This window comes from Yoonia sp. 208BN28-4, assembly GCF_037543925.1.
Lineage (GTDB): Bacteria > Pseudomonadota > Alphaproteobacteria > Rhodobacterales > Rhodobacteraceae > Yoonia.
Window position 1 is genome coordinate 245809 of sequence record NZ_JBBIFY010000001.1, and the last position, 15061, is coordinate 260869.

Here is a 15061-nt window from a genome sequence, read left to right on the forward strand (position 1 = left end):
AGACGGGGGTCTTCACATCATTTCTAGCAAATTGTGGCGCTTAGAACTGTAGCTTGCGCGGTTGACCATCGCGGGCGCTCGCATCGGCGGCATCTGCCATCATCTGCGCTTTCAACCCATCAACACCGGTTGGCGTCATCTCGACGCCGTCCACCACGCTGGCAACAAAGTGCTCCATCTCCGCGCGGTAGGCTGCCGCATAGCGCTCAAGAAAGAACGGCTGCGTTGGCGCAGACGTGAACCCCGCCCCCGATGAAAATTCCACATTATGCTCCGGCACATTCATCGCCCGCAGCATGCCCTTTTCGCCATGCACCTCGACCCGCTGGTCATAGCCATAGGTCGCGCGGCGCGAGTTCGAGATCTGGCAAATCTTGCCGCTTGCCGTTTTCAGCGTGACTGCGGCGGTGTCAAAATCCCCCGCCTCACCAATAGCGGGATCGACCAGGCATGAACCAACGGCGGTCAGTTCCACCGGGTCCTCGCCCAGCAAAAACCGCGCCATATCCAAATCGTGGATCATCATGTCGCGGAAAATACCGCCGGACTGTTTGATATAACCAATCGGCGGCGGTGCGGGATCACGCGACAGGATCGTCACAATCTCCACATTGCCCACCACCTGATCCGCGATTTGCTTTTGCAGATGCGCAAAACCGGGATCAAAGCGCCGGTTAAACGCGGTCATGAAGGGCACGCCCGCCTTTTCCACCGCGGCCAGACATTCGCGAATTCGGTCCACCGACAAATCGACGGGCTTTTCGCAGAAAATCGCCTTGCCCGCAGCCGCTGCCGCATGAATCAGATCGTAATGCGTCGTCGTGGGCGTGCCGATGACCACCGCATCGATTTTGTCTGACGCAATAATCTCTTCGGAGGTCATCACCTCGGCGCCCAGCCGACCGGCCAAGGCCTGCGCCGCGTCCGGCACAAAGTCCGACACTGCCGCCGCACACGCCGTTGTCATGCCGCGCAAGGTTGCGCCATGCACGTGCCCGATACGCCCCGCACCTAAAAGTCCGATATTGAGCATCATTTATCCTTTCAGCGCGCGGAGAACGCCGCGTGCGGCCTCTGTTACGGGTGTCTCGGTGTCTTTGAGGATGGTGTTGCGATCAAACCTGTCGGGATCGCTGTTCACCGCCGTCCTAAGCGCGTCGCCAAAGGCCATCCGCAACTCTGTCCCGATGTTAAACTTGCAGATGCTTGTCTCTCGCGCCAGTTTTCTGCGCTGTTCAATCGGCACGCCCGAGCCGCCGTGAATGACCAATGGGACATCCGTGACTGCCTGAATGGCCGCGATCCGCGCCTCGTCCAACCCGCCTTGCTTGTCCTGTTGCAAGTGCACGTTGCCCACGGAGATGGCCATCGCATCCACACCGGTTTCGGCGGCAAAACGCGCCGCCTCTTGCGGGTCGGTTCCGCTTGACGCCTCGCCCGCGTCATAGCCCACAAAGCCGATCTCGCCCTCGCAGGAAATGCCCGCGGCATGTGCCAGTTCCACCACGGCCCGTGTCTGCGCAATATTGTCCGCCAAAGGCAGACGCGACCCGTCAAACATCAACGAGGTGAAACCCGCATCCAGTGCCTCGGCGCAGTCATCATAGGTATATCCGTGATCCAGATGCGCCACGACAGGTACGCTGGCCTCTTGGGCGAGATAGCGGAACATCCGCCCCAGCACCGGCAGCGGCGTATGCGCGCGGCACCCCGGCCCCGCTTGCAGGATGACGGGGCAGTCTTCAGCCTCGGCTGCCGCCACATAAGCGCGCATGTCTTCCCAGCCAAGCGTGACCAGACCACCGACTGCGTGACCGTGCTTTAGCGCGGGTTGCAGGACATCAGAGAGGGTGACGAGAGGCATGTGAAGTCCGTTCGTTTTGTGCTGGTGGGACGCTTGCCAGCGGGGCGAGTATTTTTGGCAAAATGATACCCGGAGGGTCTACTTGAACTTCGCGATCATGTCCTTGATGCCCGGTATCGTCTCAACCTGATAGGCGTGGGACGGCTGGAAGTATTGCACAAGGCTGCGTTGTGACAGGCCGCCAAGGATCGTGAAGTAATACATCTGATAACCCGGCAGCACCGCGCAGGGATGGTAGCCGCTATCAAGGCAGATCGTGGAGCCATCGACGATGTGATAGGCATCGCCCGCCTTCCCGTCCTCGCGTTGCAGCATCTGCACGCCGGACCCGTGGTTGGGCTTGAACCGGAAGTTGTAGGTTTCGTCGTGGCGCGTTTCCTGCGGCAGGCGGTCGGTATCGTGCTTGTGCGACGGGAAGCCGGACCAGCCACCTTCGCCCACGGTGAAGAGTTCGGACACCAGCAAGCGGCCAACCTTGTCGTGGTATTTCGTGCCAAGGATGTGTTTGATCTTGCGGTGGGTTTTCGTGTCGTCTGACCCGTATTGCACCTTGTCCAGCTCGTTCGCGCGGACGGCGAAGGCATCCAGCACTTTGTCGTAACGCGCGCCGCAGATGAACACTTCGGCGTTGTCGGACGTGCAGACCATCGTGGCTTTGGCGGCCACCGGAACATAAACGCCCTCCGGCTCGCCATCCCAAACGTCCTCGACCCGCTGACCGATGCCGTCGACCTTGAACCCTTCGATGTCGATATCAACGGTGCCAGTGGCTGGCACGATGCACGTCTCATACCCCGGCACGGCGTATTCAAACGCTTGGCCCTTCGTCAGCTTTACGATGTTGAAATAGTTCAGCGGCACCGTTGGATCATCGATATCCACAATCGGTTTGTTCTGGTTGTCGAACGGCGGGATATGCATGGGCGTGATCCTTTAGGCAGCGGTGGGGCCGGGGTGGTCGGCCATGAATTGGGTCAGTGTCGCAGTGTCTGGCATGGCTGGCGCGCAGCCCGGTTTGGACACAGTTATAGAGGCACAGGCCGAACCGCGCAAAATCGCATCTTTCAGTGGTTGGCCTGCGGCAAGGCCCGTCATCAAGCCCGCCATGAAACTGTCGCCCGCACCCGTGGGTTTGAGCGCGTCGACGGGGAAGATACCCGTGCGAATTTCCTGATCGCCCGCGAAGGTCACGGCGCCTTCGTGGCCCATCTTGTAGACCACAATGCTGGCGGTTGTTGCGGCCAGGTCGCGGGCCTTGTCGAGGCCCTTGGCATAGTCGCCCGCCATAAAACCGAACTCTTCATCGTTGCCAACGATCATGTCGCATTCCATCGCGGCACGGCTCAGGACATCGGCGGCGACCTGTGGAGAGGGCCATGAATAGGGGCGGTAATCCACGTCGAAAATCACGGGCAGGCCAGCGGCTTTGGCATGGGCGAATGCGGCGAAGGTGGCGCTGCGCGAAGGTTCCGCCGCGAAAACGGTGCCTGCGGTGATGAGCGCGCCATATGCCCCGTAGTCCACCGCCGCCACATCCGCCTCATCCATTTGGAAATCAGCGGCACCATTGCGGTAGATCGTGGATTGGTGCCCTTCAATCCGGCTTTCGTAAACCGCGAGCGAGTTGCGGTATTCGCCGCCAATGTGTGTCACATGCGTGGTATCCACGCCGTAGTGCTTGAGCTTGCCGACACAGAACCGTCCGACGCTATCGTCGGACACACGCGTGACCAGCGCCGCCTTGCCGCCGAGTTTCACGATCCCCGCAGCGATGTTGGCGGAGGAACCGCCCATATCCACGGTCATCTCGGTTGCGTCTTCGGTCGCGGTGCCCGGCGGGTCTGGATAAAGGTCCATGCCCACGCGCCCCACCACGACAAAGCTGTTTTTGGCGATGCCATCCAGCAGCTTGTCCATCACACGCCCTTACGCTGACGGGGTCGCGTGCTTTCCTGATCTTTATGCGCTGCGGCGACCTTTGGGTTGTCGGTCACATAGGGCGTGCCGACCTCCCACCATGTGTGGCCTTCGGTCGTCCAGCCGTCGTAGGGGTCAACCTGCATGACGATTACGTATGTCCGGTCGGCGGCCTTGGCGCGCTTGAACGCCTCTTCCAACCCAGCGGGGCTATCCACGGTTTCCGCCAGTGCGCCCATGGATTTCGCGTGTGCTTCAAAGTCGACCCGCGCCTGCGTTGTCGCCGTTGGCGTATCCGCGATCAGGTTGTTGAAACTCTCGTTGCCTGTGTTGTTCTGCAATTTGTTGATGACGGCAAAGCCGCCGTTATCCAGCACCATCACGATCATCTTTTTATCGGTCAGGACGGATGAATAAAGGTCGGAGTTCATAAGCAGATACGACCCGTCACCGGTGAACACGATGGTATCACTTTCCGGCTCCTGCTCACTCTGTGCAATGCGCGCGCCCCAGCCGCCCGCGATCTCGTAGCCCATGCACGAGAAGCCGAATTCTACATCCACCGTGCCGATATCCAGTGTGCGCCAGTTGGCCGTGACTTCGGCAGGCAGACCACCAGCCGCCGCAACAACGCGGTCGCGGGGATCACACAGGCGGTTCACCTCGCCAATCGCTTGGGCATAGCTGGCGGGGCCGTTGCCCAACCCCGTGTTCGTGGCAACGTAGTCGTTCCACTTCGCACGCTCTTCCTGCGCATGGGCCTTCCAGCTGTCGGGCGCTTTGTAGCCGCTTGCCAACGCTTCAAGCGCCAGCTTAGCATCACCCACGACGGTCATCGACATATGCTTGGCTGCGTCGTGCCGCGCTGCGTTCACGCCGATGATCTTGGCGTCTTGGGCAAAGGCGGTCCATGACCCAGTGGTAAAATCCTGCAAACGCGTGCCAACTGCCAGAATAACATCCGCCTCTTCGGCAATCGTGTTGGCAGAATTCGACCCCGTCACGCCAATTGGGCCGATGTTCAGCGGATGCGTATTCAGCATATTCGCCCGACCCGCAATCGTCTCAACGACGGGAATACCAGTAGTCTCCGCAAAGGCGGTCAGATCCGCCACAGCGCCGGAATATTGCACACCGCCACCCGCGATAATCATTGGTCGCTTGGCGGTTTTCAGCAACGCAATGGCGTCTGCCACCTCGGCTGCGTCAGGCGCTTGGCGACGGATACGGTGCACCCGCTCCTCAAGGAACGACACCGGATAATCATAGGTCCAGCCCTGCACATCCTGCGGCAAGCCAATGAAAGCTGGCCCGCAATCGGCGGGGTCCAGCATCGTGGCCAGCGCCGCTGGCAGCGACTGGATGATCTGCGCGGGGTGCGTGATCCGGTCCCAGAATCGCGACACCGCCTTGAACGCATCATTCACGCCCAGCGTCGGGTTCCCGAAATGCTCCAACTGCTGCAATACAGGATCAGGCAGGCGCGTCAGGAATGCGTCACCACACAGCATCAGCATTGGCAGACGGTTCGCGTGGGCCAGCGCCGCCGCCGTCAGCAGGTTCGCCGTGCCCGGACCAGCGGACGCCGTGCAAAACATAAACCGGCGGCGCAGGTGCGCCTTGGCATAACCAGCAGCGGCAAAGCCCATCCCCTGCTCGTTCTGCCCGCGATACAGCGGCAACACGTCGCGATGATCATAAAGCGCCTCGCCAAGGCAGGTCACATTGCCGTGGCCGAAAATGCCAAATCCGCCACCGCACAGGCGGTTCTTCACACCGTCAATCTCGATAAACTGCGCGGCCAGATAACGGATGATCGCCTGCGCCGTCGTCAGCTTAATTGTCTCGCTCACAGCCGTGTCCCCCGCTACAAAATCTGCAAGGCGCAGATTGCATATTGACCCGCCGCCCTAAACCACGATACGCATTTTGCAACCGGTTGCAATCGGTTTCTGCGGGAGGGTTCACCAATGTCTGAGATCGGGATCGGCATCATCGGTGGCGGCTATATGGGCAAGGCGCATGCCGTGGCCTTTGGCGCTGTAAAAGCTGTGTTCGACACGGCCCTGACGCCACGATTAGAGATGGTCTGCGCGACGTCACCTGAGTCGGCAGAAAAGTATCGCAACACCTATGGCTTTGCCCGCGCAACCGACGACTGGCGCGTTCTGGTCGATGATCCCAAGGTCGAGGCGGTGGTCATCGCCTCCCCCCAAGCCACCCACCGCGAGATTGCACTGGCCGCCTTCGCCGCTGGCAAGCCTGTGCTGTGTGAAAAGCCGCTTGGCACATCCATGGACGACAGCCGCGCGATGGTGGATGCGGCCACGCAAGCAGGCGTCGCCAACATGGTCGGTTTTAACTACATCCGCACGCCCGCATCCCAATACGCCCGCCAGCTTCTGGCCGAGGGGCGCATCGGCGATGTCATCTGGTTTCGCGGTGAAATGACCGAGGATTTCTTTGCCGACCCCGCCATCGGCGGCTGGCGCGCGCAGGGCCGCGCCAACGGCTGCATGGGTGATCTGGCCCCGCATATGATTAACGCCGCACACGCGCTGATGGGACCAATCAAAAGCCTGTGCGCGGTCACCGAGACAGTCCACAAAACCCGCGACGGTGACGCCGTGACCAACGACGATCTGGCGCAAATGATGTGCCGTTTCGCCAGCGGCGCGCAGGGGCACATGTTCTTTTCCCGCGTCGCGATGGGTCGCAAGATGGGCTACGCTTACGAAATACACGGCACCAAGGGTCATATCCGTTTTGATCAGGAAGATCAGAACGCGATCCATCTTTACCTTGCCGAAGGGCCGGAGGCCGAACGCGGCTTTCGCAAGATTCTGACAGGCCCGAACCACCCCGATTACCTGCCATTCTGCCAAGGCCCCGGTCACGGCACAGGCTACAACGACCAGATCATCATCGAGGCCAAGGATTTCCTCACGGCCATCGCCACCAAAACACCCGTCTGGCCCACCTTCCAAGAAGGGCTGGAGGTGAACCGCATTGTTGCCGCCACCCATGCCTCAAGCGAACGCAACGCTTGGGTGCAGGTCGCGGATTTCTAAAGGACCAACACAATGATCAAAATCGGTAACGCGCCCTGTTCCTGGGGTGTCGAATTTGCAGACGACCCCCGTAATCCCGCGTGGCGAAAGGTGCTGCAAGAAAACGCCGCCGCTGGCTACACCGGGATTGAACTGGGGCCGGTTGGCTTCATGCCCGAGGACCCTGCCCTGCTGGGTGACGCGCTCGAAGAGTTTGGCCAGACGCTTGTTGGCGGCGTGGTCTTTCGCCCGTTCCACGATCCCGCCGCTTGGGATGACGTGATGGACGGTGCCGTGCGCACCTGCAAGGCGCTCAAGGCGCACGGGGCTGAACACCTTGTCCTGATCGACAGCATCTCGCCCCGCCGCGCGCCTACTGCTGGCCGTGCGGATGAGGCCGAGCAAATGGATACCGCCGAATGGTCCGCCTTCCGTGATCGCATCGCAACCGTCGCCAAGATGGGCGCGGAAGAATACGGGCTGACTGTTGGTATGCACGCCCACGCCGCCGGTTTCATCGACTTCGAGCCTGAGCTGGAGCGTCTGCTGGACGAAGTTGACGCCAACATCCTGAAAATCTGTTTTGACACGGGCCACCACTCTTATGCCGGTTTTGATCCTGTTGCATTCATGCGCAAACACATCGACCGCATCAGCTACATGCACTTCAAAGACATTGACCCGAAGGTGAAAGCCAAGGTTGTGGCCAACCGCACCGATTTCTACGAGGCTTGCGGCGACGGCATCTTCTGCAATCTGGGCGATGGCGATGTAGACTTCCCTGCTGTGCGTCAAATTCTGATCGACAATGGGTTCAGCGGCTGGTGCACAGTCGAACAAGACTGTGACCCCGAAGGCGACACATCCCCCGTTGACGATGCAAAACTGAACCGTGCTTATCTTCAATCCATCGGGTTCTAACCTTTCTACGGCGACGCGCCCGTGCACGCGCTGTGCACGTCCGGTGCACGCTCTGTGATCTTGATAAACTGACCTTCTCACCGAAAGATTAACGCAAATGACGAAACTGAAATGGGGCATGATCGGCGGCGGCGAAGGCAGCCAGATCGGACCGGCCCACCGCCTTGGCGCGGGCCTTGATGGGCTATTCGAATTCACCGCCGGCGCGCTTGATCACCGCCCCGAATACGGCATCGACTACGGCCAGCGCTTGGGCCTTGGTGACCGCGCGTATGGCGGCTGGGAAGAAATGCTCGCAGCCGAGAAAAAGCGCAGCGATCCCATAGACTTGGTCACTGTTGCAACGCCCAATAGCACCCACTTTGAAATCACCAAATCCTTCCTTGAAGGCGGGTTCAACGTGTTGTGTGAAAAGCCGATGACCATGACCGTGGAAGAGGGCGAAGAGATTGTCGAGATCGCGAAGAAAACCGGCAGAATCTGCGCGGTGAACTACGGATACACGGGTTATTCACTTGTCCGCCATATGAAGGCAATGATCGCCCGCGGTGACATCGGCAAGGTGCGCCTTGTGAACGCCGAATTCGCCCATGGCCACCACGCCGACGCGACCGACGCCGACAACCCCCGCGTTCGCTGGCGGTATGATCCGGCGCAGGCTGGCGTGTCGGCGCAGTTCGCCGACTGCGGTATCCATGCAATGCATATGGCGTCGTTCGTGACAGGGCAGGAAGTGACGAAATTGTCAGCAGATACAGTGTCTTGCATTGACGTGCGGACATTGGAAGACGACGCGATGGTGAACTTCCGTATGGACGGTGGCGCTGTCGGGCGGCTTTGGACTAGCTCTATCGCGATCGGGCGGCAGCACGGGCTTGGTATTCAAGTGTTCGGCGAAACCGGCGGTCTGCGCTGGAGCCAGGAACACCCCAACCAGCTGTACTACATGCCACTGGGCGAACGCCTTCAGATCATCGAACGTGGTGAGGCGAACCTGTCGCCAGAGGCCGACCGCACCACCCGCGTCACCATCGGTCATGCCGAAGGCATGCCGTTGGCGTTCGCCAACATCTACACCGATCTGGCCGAGGCGATTAACGCCCGCAAAGAAGGTCGCGTGATGGATCCGGCAGCGAACCTCTATCCCCGCGCCGAAGACGGTTTGCGGTCGATGGCGGCGGTCTTTGCTGTGGCAGAAAGCGGGAAAAAGGACGGCGCATGGCTCGATGCGCGCCCGCCGATGTTCCGCTGAAATGCTTTATGGCAGGGGCCGCAACGTGCCCCTGTCGACGACATGACAATCGAACCGTCGCGCCTTTGTCGGCAAGTCACCATCCTGCACCAGATCAGCGACCAGCCCGACAGAGGATTCGATAATCCGGCCAATCGGGTTGTGGATCGTGGTCAGGTTAATGTTGTCCCACGCGGCCATTTCCATGTCGTTCAGACCGATGATCCCCACGTCCTGCGGCACCGACAGCCCCTTGCTTTGCAACGCTGACAGCACGCCGATGGACAGCACATCGTCACCACAGAAATAGGCTTCGGCCAGTGGTTCATCCATCAAACGCAGCATCTCTGCGCGGCCTGCTTCGAACGAATACTGGCTGGCAAACGACGTGCTCAGCGTGGCGGCCGTGTTGCGCAGCGCGGCTGCAAAGCCCGATAAGCGGTCCTGTGTTGAGGTCGCGCTTTCCGGCCCGCCAAGAAACCCGACATTGCGATAGCCGCGGGCCAATAGCGTCTCTGCCGCCAGCCGCCCCGCTTCGATATTGTCGATACCAAGTGTGTTCACGCGGGGGCTGTCGGTGTGGCGGCCAAAGCTGTGTACAACGGGCATGTTCGCATCGGCAAATGCCTCGGCAAAGCTTTCGGGCAAGGTCGAGGATGCGACGATCACACCGTCCACAGAATACTGCCGCAGCATCTGAACCGAGGCTTGCGGGTCAGTCTCATCCGTGAGGTTTACCAGCAAGGGGCGCAGGCCACGGTCTTGCAGGTTCTTGGTGAACAGATCAAAGACCTGTAGGAAAATCGGGTTGTGAAAGTTGTTGGAAATCAACCCGATCATCTTGGTCCGGCCAGTGGTTAGTGACGAGGCCAAGGCATTGGGGCTATAGCCCAGATCATCAGCGGCACGGCGGACCTTCTCGCGGGTCTTGGCCGACACGGACGCGCCTTCGGTATAGGTGCGCGACACCGCCGAGCGGGACACGCCCGCCAGTTCTGCCACGTCCTTGAGCGTTACAGCCATACCCCGTCAGTCCTTGTCTTTCTGATCGGGCAACGCGCTATAGTCTATCGTGGCAAAACGCCAGCCGCAGATCAGGGCCAGACCAAGGAAAAACATCGCCCAGAAGACCGCGCCTGACGACAGTTCAAACAGTCCCCAACCCGCGCAGATCGCAGTGACGATCACGCGGGTTGCAACGGGGGCAAAGAATGGATGTTCTAGATCAAGCAGCTTCATGCCGCGCCTTCATACTCCGCACCGGTTTTGGCGCCAGTGATATAGGACACGACATCGTTCCCATCGGTATCTGCGACATTCAGGTTCGCCACGATGCGGCCACGGCGGAACACGACGATCCGGTCCACAAGATCAAACACCTGCCGCATGTTATGCGACACAAGAATCAGGCTTTCGCCCTGCTCTTTCAGCGTCCGCACGATGTTTTCTACCTGCGCGGTCTCCTGCACGCCAAGGGCGGCGGTTGGTTCGTCCATGATCGTTAGCTTGGACGCAAACGTCGCTGTCCGCGCAATCGCAACGCATTGGCGCTGACCACCCGACATATTGGCGATGGTGTTCTTGATGTTGGGAATTTTGACGCCCGTTTTCACAAGCCCCGCCATCGTATCTTCTTTCATAGCCTTATAGTCGAGCAACCGGAACGGGCCAAGCCAGTTCCATTTGGTCTTTTCACGGCCCAGAAACAGGTTGTCCGGCACATTCAGATCGTCCGCCAAGGCAAGCGTCTGAAAGACCGTTTCGATCCCCGCCTCGCGTGCGTCCAATGGGCCAGCAAAATTCACCTCGGCTCCGTCAAATACCACAGTGCCGCGCGTGCGTTGTTCCACGCCGGTTATCTGGCGCACAAAGGTGGATTTCCCCGCGCCGTTGTCGCCCATGATGGCCACGTGCTCACCGCGTTTCAGCTGGAAATTCGCCTCTTCCAGCGCGTGCACACCACCGTAGTGTTTGGTCAGGCCTTTGGTTTCAAGAATGATATCTGACATGTCCTGTGCCCCTTATGCCCGCGACGCGGCGCGTTGTTGTTGCCATTGGTCAAGTGCAACCGCACTGACGATGATCATACCCAGCACCATTTCCTGATAGAAAGCGCCCAGCTTGAGGAACGTAAAGCCAGAGGTGATGACGCCGATGATCAATGCACCAATCACCGTGCCAATGATCGACCCGCGCCCGCCAAATAGCGACACGCCGCCGATGACGGCCATGGCGATCGCCTCAAGCTCATAGGTCAGGCCCATGCCTGATTGCGCGGTCAGGTTCTTGGACGTCAGGATCACGGCGGCCAGTCCGGCCAGCATGCCTGCGATGATGTAGACCAGCACAAGATGGCCCGGCACGTTGATGCCCGACATGCGGGCCGCTGCCTCGTTTGATCCGATGGCGTAGGTGTGTTTGCCGTAGACGGTGTAGTTCATCACGAAATGAAACAGCACTGCCAGCGACAGGAAGATAATCACGGGCATCATGCCCGCGCCGATTTGCGCGTAGCTTTCGGTGGGGAAAGACACAGGGTTACCGCGCGACCACCACTGGGCGACACCGCGTGCAAACAGCATCATGCCAAGGGTCGCGATAAACGGGGGGATGCGGGCGAAGGCGACCAGCAGGCCGTTGACCGCACCCGCCATCAATCCCACACCAAGACCTACCAGAACCGGAATGATCCACGGCAGATCAAGCGCCCATTCGCCAAAAATGGCCTTTGGATTGGGGTTGCCATTAACCTCGGCCACTTGCGCGAAGCTCATCGCGATCATGGCCGCAGCACCGACGACAGACCCGGACGACAGATCAATCCCAGCGGTGATAATCACCTGAGTGACGCCCAGCGCGATGATGCCGATAATGGCAACCTGGACGATTATGATGCGCAAACGCTGTTCGTTGAAAATGGTGTCGAAACGGTCGCGGGTGTCGAACAACAGGCTTTGCCCGTTCATGTAAGGCAGCACCTGCCCCAGCACTTCGAAGATGACGATAATCAGAATAAGCGCGCCAAAAACGTTCAGTTCGTTCGGCCATTGGCGTTTGGATTTGTCGAAGGTCAGACCACCTGTCCCGTCGCTATTCTCTGACATCTGCCAGCTCCCCTAAAATCATGTGCCGTGATTGGTGTGATATGGGGCAGCACATCGGCTGCCCCACATGGTCGTGTGATGGCTACAGAAAACCGCGCGGGTTTTACTGGAACTCGGACAGGTTGTCCGGTGTCACCAGCTTGAACGGGATGAAGACTGTCTTGTCGACTTCTTCGCCGTTGGCCAGTGCCATCGCTGTCTGGATGGAACCTGCACCCTGACCTGCAAGGTCCTGGAACACTGTGACGTCCATGTCGCCAGCCGACATTGCCAGCAGCGCGTCGGAAGTCGCATCAACACCACCAACGACAACGTCGTCCATGGAGATGCCAGCGGCCTTCATGGCCTGAATAGCACCCAGCGCCATTTCGTCGTTGTTACCAAAGACAGCGTCGAATTCCTCACCGGAGGAGATCCAGTTTGTCATCAGGTCGTTGGCTTCGTCGCGCGACCAGTTTGCTGTCTGCTCGTCGATGATGGTGATGAAGTTGCACATGTCCATGCCGATCACGTCATGGAAGTCTTTGGTCCGCTGAACAGCAGCCTGGTTGGACAGCTGACCGACCAGAACGTAAGCCGTTGCACCACCCGCTTTACCTTCAGCACGCAGCTGACGGCACATCTGGAATGCGGCCAATGTGCCGGACTCGATCTCGTTGGAAGCAACGAAAGCCTGACCGTCTGGCAGCGTGTCCATGTTGATGGGCTGACGGTTCACGTAGACCAGTGGCACACCGGCGGACGCAGCTGCGTTCGACATCGCCTCGGTTGCGTTTGTGTCAACAGCGTTCACGATGATCGCATCAACACCGGACGCGATGAAGTTGTTGATCTGGTCAAGCTGCTTGGCCACGTCATCAGTTGCGTCTTCAACCTGAAGTGCGACATCGTCGTTGGCTTCGTCAAAGGCTGTCATGCCGTTGCGCATCACAGTCAGGCCGTTGTCGTCAAAACGTGCAACAGACACACCGATCTGCATTTGCGCAAAAGCAGTTGTGCCCATCAGGGACATCAGGCCAGCGGCCAGCATTAGTTTCTTCATGGTTTCCTCCCAAGGAACGTGCCCGGCGCACGCGTTATTATACCGGGACCTGTGTTTCAGGCGTTGGTCATTCATGCGGATGCAATCCACCCTTAGATCGCGATTGATTCGGAATCCCCCGGCTCAAGCACCCTACGTCACCTTAGCGGGTGCGCATTTTTTTGCAACCGGTTGCATTTTCATTTCTAACGGCCTGCAAAGGCGCGGGAAGGGCATCACAACGGGCTGGCAAACCATCCCCAGACGCGTAAGCTGCGGCGCAAGAGGATGACGCCATGGCACTGACCCGCACACCGCAAAACGGACAATCACACGTTCACGGCGACACCGCCGCGCCGCTGCTTGACCTGACCATTCCCGCGCTTCTAGCGCAAACCGCCGCGCGCCTGCCCGATCATCCTTGCGCTGTATTCACCGCTCAGGATGTGCGCTGGACCTATGCGGAATTTGCGGATCGGGTGGATCAACTCGCAACCGGATTTCTGCGCGCGGGCATCAGCAAAGGGGACCGTGTCGGGATATGGTCGCCCAACCGTGTGGAGTGGCTGCTGACACAATTCGCCACCGCGCGCATCGGTGCGATCCTTGTGTGCATCAATCCCGCCTACCGCCCGAGCGAGCTGGGATACGCGCTGAAAACTGTGGGCTGCAAGGCCATCGTGACAGCCACGCAGTTCAAATCGTCGGACTACATCGCGATGCTGCAAGAGGTGCAGGCCAAGGCAGACCTGTCTGATCTGACGCATATTTTTGTGATGGGAGATCAGACACCATCGGGCATGTCATCCTTCGATGATCTGCTTGGCAAAAGCGATCCCATGGCACTGGATGCCATCGCGCTCGACCCGCATGACCCGATCAATATCCAGTTCACATCCGGCACTACGGGCAGCCCCAAAGGCGCGTGCCTGACGCACCACAACATCGTCAACAACGCGCATTTCACGACTGCGACGATGAACTTCACCAAAGACGACAGGCTTTGTATTCCGGTGCCGTTCTATCACTGCTTTGGCATGGTGATGGGCACGCTGGGCTGTGTCACCAAGGGGGCCACGATGGTGATCCCCGGTGAAGGGTTTGAGCCCGCCGCTACGCTGCAAACGGTATCGGACGAAAAATGCACCGCTCTTTTCGGTGTGCCGACGATGTTTGTCGCCGAGATGGCCTTGCCCGATTTCGACAGCTACGACTTGTCGCATCTGCGCACCGGCATCATGGCGGGCGCGCCCTGCCCGATTGCGGTGATGCGCCGCGTGCAGGCGGATATGAACATGTCAGAAGTCACCATTGCCTATGGCATGACCGAAACGTCGCCGGTGTCTTTCCAATCCAACGTCGATGATCCGATCCAGCAGCGCGTGTCGTCGGTGGGCCGTATCCACCCGCATGTAGAGGTGCGGATTGTGGGCGAGGATGGTGCAACGGTGCCGGTTGGTGCGCAGGGTGAACTGCTCACCCGCGGCTATTCAGTGATGCGCGGATACTGGGGCGACGACGCCAAGACCGCCGACAGCATCGACGCAGATGGCTGGATGCACACCGGTGATCTGGCGACGCTTGATGCCGAGGGCTATTGCACGATCACGGGCCGCGTGAAGGACATGATCTGCCGCGGCGGTGAAAACGTGTTTCCCAAAGAGATCGAGGACTATCTTTTCGAGCATCCCGCCGTGGCCACAGCACAGGTATTCGGCATCCCTGATGACAAACTGGGCGAGATTGTCTGCGCGTGGATCATCCCGCACGACGGGCAAAGCCTGACCGCAAATGACATCACTGCGCATTGCAAAGACCAGATCGCCTATTTCAAAGTGCCCGCCATCGTGCGGATCGTGGATGAAATGCCGATGACTGTTACGGGTAAACCGCAGAAATTTATCATGCGCGATAAGATGATGTCCGAGCTAGGGATCGCTGCGGACTGACCGC

The 15061-nt window shown here is 59.4% G+C and carries 14 protein-coding genes; 4 read left to right on the plus strand and 10 right to left on the minus strand.

The annotated features are described in order from the left end of the window. Window positions 1-40 precede the first annotated feature (40 nt). The 5 genes from iolG to iolD all read right to left on the minus strand — a co-directional run bounded on the left by iolG (window position 41) and on the right by iolD (window position 5634). On the minus strand, window positions 41-1033 hold the full coding sequence (gene iolG, locus V8J84_RS01205) for an inositol 2-dehydrogenase (RefSeq protein WP_339927752.1): 993 nt from the start codon (window positions 1031-1033) through the stop codon (window positions 41-43). A 3-nt stretch (window positions 1034-1036) separates the two neighbouring features. After that, window positions 1037-1864, minus strand: coding sequence for a class II fructose-bisphosphate aldolase (locus V8J84_RS01210; protein WP_339927753.1), 828 nt, complete (start codon window positions 1862-1864; stop codon window positions 1037-1039). Window positions 1865-1942: 78 nt separating this feature from the next. Beyond that, window positions 1943-2785 carry a 5-deoxy-glucuronate isomerase gene (locus V8J84_RS01215; protein ID WP_339927754.1) on the minus strand — a complete coding sequence of 281 codons (843 nt, stop codon included), beginning with the start codon at window positions 2783-2785 and terminating at the stop codon, window positions 1943-1945. 12 nt (window positions 2786-2797) lie between these two features. After that, on the minus strand, window positions 2798-3781 hold the full coding sequence (gene iolC / locus V8J84_RS01220; RefSeq protein ID WP_339927756.1) for a 5-dehydro-2-deoxygluconokinase: 984 nt from the start codon (window positions 3779-3781) through the stop codon (window positions 2798-2800). Further along, a complete protein-coding gene (gene iolD / locus V8J84_RS01225; protein ID WP_339927758.1) occupies window positions 3781-5634 on the minus strand; it encodes a 3D-(3,5/4)-trihydroxycyclohexane-1,2-dione acylhydrolase (decyclizing) in 1854 nt (617 codons plus the stop codon). Before iolD ends, iolC begins: the two co-directional genes overlap by 1 nt. Window positions 5635-5751: 117 nt before the next feature. Between iolD and V8J84_RS01230 the strand changes: the two genes are divergently transcribed. The 3 genes from V8J84_RS01230 (at window position 5752) to V8J84_RS01240 (ending at window position 9004) form a co-directional block, all read left to right on the plus strand. Continuing rightward, a complete protein-coding gene (locus V8J84_RS01230; protein ID WP_339927760.1) occupies window positions 5752-6852 on the plus strand; it encodes a Gfo/Idh/MocA family protein in 1101 nt (366 codons plus the stop codon). 12 nt (window positions 6853-6864) lie between these two features. Next, on the plus strand, window positions 6865-7752 hold the full coding sequence (locus V8J84_RS01235) for a TIM barrel protein (protein ID WP_339927761.1): 888 nt from the start codon (window positions 6865-6867) through the stop codon (window positions 7750-7752). 97 nt (window positions 7753-7849) lie between these two features. Beyond that, entirely contained in the window at window positions 7850-9004 is a 1155-nt protein-coding gene (locus V8J84_RS01240; protein WP_339927763.1) for a Gfo/Idh/MocA family protein, read from the plus strand. 6 nt (window positions 9005-9010) lie between these two features. On the opposite strand, the gene V8J84_RS01245 is transcribed toward V8J84_RS01240, so the two are convergent. The 5 genes from V8J84_RS01245 to V8J84_RS01265 form a co-directional block, all read right to left on the minus strand. Continuing rightward, a complete protein-coding gene (locus V8J84_RS01245) occupies window positions 9011-10006 on the minus strand; it encodes a LacI family DNA-binding transcriptional regulator (RefSeq protein ID WP_339927764.1) in 996 nt (331 codons plus the stop codon). A 6-nt stretch (window positions 10007-10012) separates the two neighbouring features. After that, on the minus strand, window positions 10013-10222 hold the full coding sequence (locus tag V8J84_RS01250; protein ID WP_339927765.1) for a hypothetical protein: 210 nt from the start codon (window positions 10220-10222) through the stop codon (window positions 10013-10015). After that, window positions 10219-10992, minus strand: coding sequence for an ATP-binding cassette domain-containing protein (locus V8J84_RS01255; RefSeq protein ID WP_339927766.1), 774 nt, complete (start codon window positions 10990-10992; stop codon window positions 10219-10221). The genes V8J84_RS01250 and V8J84_RS01255 overlap by 4 nt, the downstream gene beginning before the upstream one ends. Window positions 10993-11004: 12 nt before the next feature. Further along, a complete protein-coding gene (locus V8J84_RS01260; protein WP_339927768.1) occupies window positions 11005-12087 on the minus strand; it encodes an ABC transporter permease in 1083 nt (360 codons plus the stop codon). 103 nt (window positions 12088-12190) lie between these two features. Beyond that, window positions 12191-13129 carry a sugar ABC transporter substrate-binding protein gene (locus tag V8J84_RS01265; protein ID WP_339927770.1) on the minus strand — a complete coding sequence of 313 codons (939 nt, stop codon included), beginning with the start codon at window positions 13127-13129 and terminating at the stop codon, window positions 12191-12193. Between the two features lie 275 nt (window positions 13130-13404). Here V8J84_RS01265 and V8J84_RS01270 point away from each other — a divergent pair, with 275 nt between their 5' ends. Continuing rightward, a complete protein-coding gene (locus V8J84_RS01270; RefSeq protein ID WP_339927771.1) occupies window positions 13405-15057 on the plus strand; it encodes an AMP-binding protein in 1653 nt (550 codons plus the stop codon). The last annotated feature ends 4 nt before the right edge of the window (window positions 15058-15061 follow it).